General features: G+C 64.6%; 6 protein-coding genes. 4 read left to right on the top strand and 2 right to left on the bottom strand.

Translation table 11 applies throughout. From position 1 onward, the window contains the following. The coding region (locus tag ACO48X_RS03600) for an FAD-dependent oxidoreductase (protein WP_485000600.1) at positions 1–184 on the bottom strand (184 nt) is incomplete at its 3' end. A gap of 174 nt (positions 185–358) precedes the next feature. Next, positions 359–1,861, bottom strand: a complete 1,503-nt coding sequence (locus ACO48X_RS03595) for an amino acid permease (protein WP_485000599.1) — start codon at positions 1,859–1,861, stop codon at positions 359–361. A 178-nt stretch (positions 1,862–2,039) separates the two neighbouring features. Between ACO48X_RS03595 and ACO48X_RS03590 the strand changes: the two genes are divergently transcribed. The 4 genes from ACO48X_RS03590 (at position 2,040) to ACO48X_RS03575 (ending at position 6,195) form a co-directional block, all read left to right on the top strand. After that, entirely contained in the window at positions 2,040–2,366 is a 327-nt protein-coding gene (locus ACO48X_RS03590; protein WP_485000598.1) for a hypothetical protein, read from the top strand. A 199-nt stretch (positions 2,367–2,565) separates the two neighbouring features. After that, positions 2,566–4,095, top strand: a complete 1,530-nt coding sequence (locus ACO48X_RS03585; RefSeq protein ID WP_485000597.1) for a hypothetical protein — start codon at positions 2,566–2,568, stop codon at positions 4,093–4,095. A gap of 256 nt (positions 4,096–4,351) precedes the next feature. Beyond that, on the top strand, positions 4,352–5,950 hold the full coding sequence (locus ACO48X_RS03580; protein WP_485000596.1) for a sodium-dependent transporter: 1,599 nt from the start codon (positions 4,352–4,354) through the stop codon (positions 5,948–5,950). Next, positions 5,947–6,195, top strand: a complete 249-nt coding sequence (locus ACO48X_RS03575) for a MetS family NSS transporter small subunit (protein WP_485000595.1) — start codon at positions 5,947–5,949, stop codon at positions 6,193–6,195. Before ACO48X_RS03580 ends, ACO48X_RS03575 begins: the two co-directional genes overlap by 4 nt. Positions 6,196–6,359 lie beyond the last annotated feature (164 nt).

The following is a 6,359-nucleotide window of genomic DNA, read 5'->3' as shown; positions in this document are numbered from 1 at the left end:
GGTCCGCCAGCGGGCGGACGGGGTTGTCAAAGAGGTTCTTGGACAGGGGAGGGCGGTCGTAGGGCGGCGTGCCCTCGGCGTCCCAGGCGACGATAGAGCCGGCGAACCCCGCCTCGCGGAGCTCGGCCGCCGCGCGCAAGCCCGCCAGTCCGGTTCCGACGATCCCGATGCGGTCGATGTTCATGGGAACAATGCTAGAGCCGCCGGCCTCCTCGACGCGGACTCCCGCAGGCTTAGCTGAGCGGTCCACGCCCGAAGCGGGATCGCAGATGCCCTCCAGAGCGGGCCGCCGATGCCGAGTCTGAAGGAAGCGTCAGATCGAAGGTTCGGATCTGGGCGGCCCGCGGCTCGCTGAAAATCAGCCGCCGAAGGCCTCCTCGGACTTGCGGCCGTCGCTGGAAACGCGGGAAAGGTCGGCTTCGATCGGTTGCACTTTCGGCGCGCGGGTGACGAGCTTGTGGATCGCCCACACGCCCAGGAAGAGGGGGAGCCAGAAGTAGTGGGATAGGAGCGTCATGACGTCGAGGCCCTTTTCAGCGTCGAAAGCCTCGTAGCTCTGACCGACGATGACGATCGCGCACATGGCCATCGCGAGCAGCGGCCCGGCCGGGTACCACTTGGCCCGGTAGGGCAGCTCTTCCAAGGAATGCCCCTGCGCGAGGAAGGCTTTTCGGAATTTGTAATGAGACCATGCCACGCCCATCCAGGTTATGAATCCGGCCAGCCCGGAGGCGTTGACGAGCCACGTGTAAGTGGCGTCGTCGCCGATCAGAAAGGAGACGAAGCACGCGGCGCCGATCGCCGCGGTGACCGCGAGGGCGGGAACCGGCACGCCGCGAGAGTTCGTGCGTCCCAGGAAAGCGGGGGCGTTTCCCTGACGCGAAAGGGCGTAGAGCATGCGGGTGGAGGCGTACAGGCCCGAGTTTCCGGCCGAGAGGATCGACGTGAGGATGACGGCGTTGATGACGGAAGCCGCCGCGGCGATTCCCGCGCGGTCGAAGACCAGGGTGAAGGGGGAGTAGGCGACGTCGGTTTCGTTGTCGCGCAGGAGGTTCGGGTCCATGTAGGAGACGAGGAATCCGATGACCGCGATGGTCCCAATGTAAAAGAGCAGGATGCGCCAGAAGATCGTTCGTATCGCCTTCGGGACGGTCTGCTCGGGGTCCTCGGTTTCCCCGGCGGCGACGGCCACAAGTTCCGTGCCCTGGAAGGAAAAGCCCGCGACCATGAAGATGGCGAGGATTCCCAGGCCTCCGTCGACGAACGGCGCTTCGCCCTTGGTCCAGTTCTCGAAGCCCGGGGATTTTCCGCCCATGGTCCCGAAGATTATGAGGACGCCGAGCACGAGGAAGACGACGACGGTGACCACCTTGATGAGGGCGAACCAGAATTCGCCCTCGCCGTAGGCGCGGGCCGAAAGCGCGTTGAGCAGGACGAGGAGCGTGAGGAATATCGCCGACCACATCCACCCCGGGGTGTCCCGGAACCAGAACTTCATGACGAGCGCGGCGGCCGCGAGCTCTGCGGCCACGGTGATCGCCCAGTTGAACCAGAAGTTCCACCCGACGGCGAAGCCGAAGCTGCGGCTGATGAAGCGGGTGCCGTACTCTCCGAACGAGCCGGCCACGGGAAGGTACGTGGACATCTCGCCGAGGGACTGCATGAGGAGGAACACCATGAGGCCGATGAGTCCGTAGGCCACGATCGCGCCGCCGGGCCCCGCCTGGGAAATCGTCTTGCCCGAGGCGAGGAACAGACCTGTTCCAATCGCCCCGCCGATTGCGATCATCGCCAGGTGACGGCTGTGCAGTCTGCGCTGCAGACGGTTGTCGTCGCTGTGCTCCAGAGGGTCCGAACTCATCGTCGCCCTTCCTCACTGTCGTTATTGGGTCCGGCTGCGCGCAGAGCCGGAAGGCATGCATACGTACTGCCAAGCGAGTGTACGCGCGGGGAGAAAATCGTCCAAATGGCAAGCGACCCGTGAGAGATGGATAACCCATGGACCGATTGGGTCCCTCTGCCCGTTTGAGAATGCCAAAGTGGCGGTTAAAGTTGAAACCATGGGTGACAAAGAGCCGACGCGAGAAGTTCGCGTCCCGAAAGACGCCGTCTACGCCGCTGTCTTCGTCTCCCTCGCCGCCGTCGCGGCGTCCGCCTTCGTGTGGAGCAGCGTGGTGGCGTGCAGGCTTCTCGCGGTCCTCGTCCTGGGCCACGCCTTGTGCAGGGTTTTCCTTCCCGACGGCGCGGTTCCGCGGGTGCGCCGTCGGCGCGCCGACGCAATCGTGGGAGTGATCCTGGCGCTCGGGCTTTGGTACCTCTCGGCCTGGGGCGCCACGCCTTCGGTCACCCTCGGCGCGAATCTGTGAAAGGACCGGCCGCGTGCGCAAATGGGCGGGCTGGCTCCGCTCCGTTCGCGCCGCTGCGATCGATCCCTCGGCACAATGAAAGAAGAAGAATCGTATGAGCATGCTAACCCGGCGCCTTGCAAAGAACGTGGCCGATCGCACGGTTGAGAGAAGCGCGCGCAAGGTCAACCGCGACCGGAGGCGTCCGGAGAGAATTCGGATGCCGAAGCTAGTTCTGTGGACCGGCCTCGGAATGTTCTTTTTCGGGGCATTAGTAGTCGCCGTCTCTGTCTGGGGCGAGCAGGACTACCCGATACCGGGGATAGTCATCGGTTCGCTCTTCGCGCTTCTCCTTGGCGTTCCGTCTCTGTTCGCATACAAGAACTTTTGGTACTCGGTCGACCCCGAGGGCGTCTCCTTCCGGCTTGCCTTCAGCGGCGAGAAGAGGATCAGGTTTGTGGACATCGTGTCGAAAGAGGTCATTCAGCGAGAAAAAGGCCCCGTTCTCAGAATGCGGGATTCCCATGGAACCAGGTTCCAGATTTCGGCGCCTTTTTTCGACACCCTGCCCATTTTGGCGCGCTTTGGCTTTTACGATAAATATCAACGCTGGCCCTCCCCCCAAGAATTGGACGAATTCACCGGAGGGGCGCCCGGAGTGGCCAGCACCATGCATCACCGGGGGGCCTTTGGCCAGCAATCGCAGTCGGGATCCGAGCATCCCGGAGGCCGCGTTCCCAGCCAGATAAATCCCCGGTTTCCGTGGGACGCCCCGCAAGGAGGCAGCGCACCTATGGGCACGGCGCAATTCCCACAGCATCCCGAGCAGTTCGGAGCAGCGCCGGGCGCCCCGCAGCCGATGGGGCACGACCAGCCGTCCGACGTCGATTCGAGTTATTCTCTCGATCCAGCCTTCCGCCGCCCCGAGCCTCCTGCACAGCCTGAGCCCGCCGAGGCCAGTTTGCAGCCCGATCCGCTTGACGACGATCCCACCGTTTTCGGTCTGCAGGCCGGCGCAGCCGCGGGGCAAGGCATTGCGCCTTCTGCGGGCGTCGGCGTCGCGGGTGAAGGCGCCGTGCCGCCTCAGCTTGCCGGAGGCTTCCCTGCGCCGACTGGCTACCCTCCCGTGAGCGCCCCTTCGGCCGACTATGCGCAGACTTCCGGCTACCCGCAGCCTTCGGTCCTCCCGCAGGCCCCGGGGTACCAGGCGCCTTCGGGCTATTCGCAGACCCCCGGCCACCCTCACCCCTCCGGGGCGCCCTATGCCGCCGGGCCTCAAGCCGCCGGACCTCAACCCCCGATGGCTCCATCGGGTTTGGACGGATACGACGCCGATGAAACGGTCTTCACCGGTCGGGGGACGGGCGTCGCCCCCTTGCCGGCGCCGACGCCGTCGAGCGCCCCCGATCCAGACGCCACGGTGTTCGGAGTTCGCTCCTATGAGACCGAAGGTCTGGCCCAAGGGATTCCTTCCCGCCCTGCGGCGCCGTCCGCCCCGGCTCAGGCAGTCTCGGCCCCGCAAGCCGGTCCTCGCGAGGGCGGGGCGGAGCAAGGAGAGGACCCGGAGGCCACCGTTTTCGGCATGCCGTCCTACGGCGAATTCGCCCGCTACCCGAGCGGTCCAGGCACCCCGGTCCCTTACGGCGAAGTCGCTCCCGAGGGGACAGACGGGCAGCAAGGCCAAGAGGGAAATTCGCAAGGCGTCGGCGGACACTTCCCCGGGGGATCGGGAGTCCTCGGCGGGCGCTGATTCGACCGCGCGTGGGGCAATCCCACGGCGACGGGACGTCCGCGTGCGCGTGTCGGCGTCGATCGCCGCCAAAGTTCGTCCGCCGTCGGTCGGCCCCGCATCCCGGCCGCGCACTCCTGCGCCGGCTCGGACAGCGAAGCCTGAGCAGTGAAGCCTTGACGCCAAAGGCTGCATAGCGTAACGTTGTCCGGTCTGGCGCGATAAAGCCGTTGTTTATGCGTGCTTTCGCGGAACTGAAGGGAAGAAGGGAGCCACGGTGAGTACTTCCCGTACCGAAAGCCGCGGCGCAGCAGCAAAGAACACCGATGCATCGGGGCGCGAGCAATGGGGAAGCCAGCTCGGCTTTCTCGTAGCCGCCATCGGCTCGGCCATCGGTTTGGGAAATATCTGGCGTTTCCCAGGCGTGGCCTATGAAAACGGCGGCGGGGCGTTTATGATCCCGTACGTCGTCGCTTTGCTAGGCGCGGGCATTCCCATTCTCTTCCTCGACTACGCCCTTGGCCACCGTTTCCGGGGAAGCGCCCCGGCCGTATTCCGCAGGATTTCGAAGAAATTGGAATTCCTCGGGTGGTGGCAGGTGCTCCTGTGCTTCGTCATCATGACGTACTACGCCGTGATCATCGCGTGGTCTTTGCGCTACGTCTTCTATTCGGCGAACGTCGCGTGGGGCAAGGGAAGCAACGCCGCCAATCATTTCAACAGCTTCATCGAGGCGGCCCCCGCGCCGCAGTACTCGCTCGCCCCGGTGTGGAACGTCGCCCTTCCGCTCGCCGTGGTCTGGATCGTGGTGCTCGTGGCCATCGGGCGGGGCGTCTCACGCGGCATCGAGGTCGCAAACAAGATCTTCCTGCCCCTCCTCGTCGTCCTTTTCGTCGCCCTGGTCCTGCGGGCCCTCACGCTTCCCGGCGCCGCCGAGGGCCTGAACGCCCTGTGGACGCCCGACTTCTCCGCGTTGAAAGAGCCGAAGGTCTGGCTGGCGGCCTTCACTCAGATCTTCTACTCGCTCTCGGTCGCCTTCGGCATCATGCTGACCTACGCCAGCTATCTCAGGCGCCGCTCGAACCTCGTGGGAACCGGCCTAGTCGCATCCTTCGCCAATTCCTCCTTCGAGATTCTGGCAGGATTCGGCGTTTTCGCGACACTCGGGTTCATGGCCGTCCAGCAAAACACGTCCGTCGGCAATCTCGAAGGCCTGCAGGGCATCAAGCTTTGCTTCATCGCGTTCCCACACGTCATCTCAGAAATGCCGGGCGGCGCGATTTTCGGCGTCCTTTTCTTCCTGTCGCTGGCCTTTGCGGGCATCACATCGCTTATTTCGCTCGTCCAAGTCGTCGCCGCGGGCATTGCCGAGAAATTCAATCTCAGGCCCGCCGCCTCGGCCATGGCCGTCGGAATTCCCGCTGCAGCCGTCTCCCTCATGGTTTTCGGCACGAAGTCGGGAATCTACTCGCTCGACGTCGTAGACGCCTACATCAATGCGATCGGAGTGGTGGCTTCCGCCGTCCTCGTCTGCCTCATCACCGCTTACGCGGTGCGCAACCTCAAGCAATTGCAGCGGCACCTCAACTTCGTCTCCGAAACGGGGAACCGCATCGGGGCGTGGTGGCGGTGGCTCGTCGGAGGCGTCGTCCCGGCCTTCCTCAGCTACGTGCTCGTCAGCGGCATCGTCGGCTACATCCGCAACCAGTACGACGCGAAATCGTACACGCGAGGGTTTGAGAACGCTTTCGGATGGGGCTCTGTGGCCGTGGTCTTCGTAGGAGCGCTCGTCTTCACGCTCATCAGATGGCGCACGCCGGTCGATGATTTCGAACCCATTTCACTCGACGCTTCAAACACAGGGGGTACACGATGACTTCAAGCGCCGTGATCTTCATGCTCGTGACCGTGCTCATTGTATGGGGCGGGCTCGTCGCCTCCGTCGTCGCTCTGGTCGTCAGAGGGCGCCGTCAGGGACGCGAAACCCAAACAGCGGTTGTGATGGAAACTCTCGAATCTGAACGTTCCGAGCGCGGTGTGGGCGGCCCCAAGCAGGGCGAAGGCGCGGCAGGCTCCGAAGGCAAAGGAACCGTCGGCTCCGAAGGCGATTCTGAGGCCTGAACCGAGGCCTGGGCCCTGGGAGGGACGAAACGGGATGAGCACAGAGACGAACGGCAACCGCGGCTCGGTACGGGCTGGCGCTTCGGACGACGGCGGGCTTCGCCGAGCGCTGACCAATCGGCACATTCAGATGATCGCCCTGGGAGGGGCGATTGGGACGGGGT

This window comes from Peptidiphaga sp., assembly GCF_057238965.1.
The sequence above is the reverse complement of the archived record's forward strand: the minus strand, read 5'-3'. Positions and strand labels throughout refer to the sequence as shown.

What these genes read in the sequence shown, in the direction of transcription:
- ACO48X_RS03575 (WP_485000595.1), top strand. Translation starts at nt 5,947, where the DNA reads ATGACTTCAAGCGCCGTGATCTTCATGCTCGTGACCGTGCTCATTGTA.
- ACO48X_RS03585 (WP_485000597.1), top strand. Translation starts at nt 2,566, where the DNA reads ATGCCGAAGCTAGTTCTGTGGACCGGCCTCGGAATGTTCTTTTTCGGG.
- ACO48X_RS03595 (WP_485000599.1), bottom strand. Translation starts at nt 1,861, where the DNA reads ATGAGTTCGGACCCTCTGGAGCACAGCGACGACAACCGTCTGCAGCGC.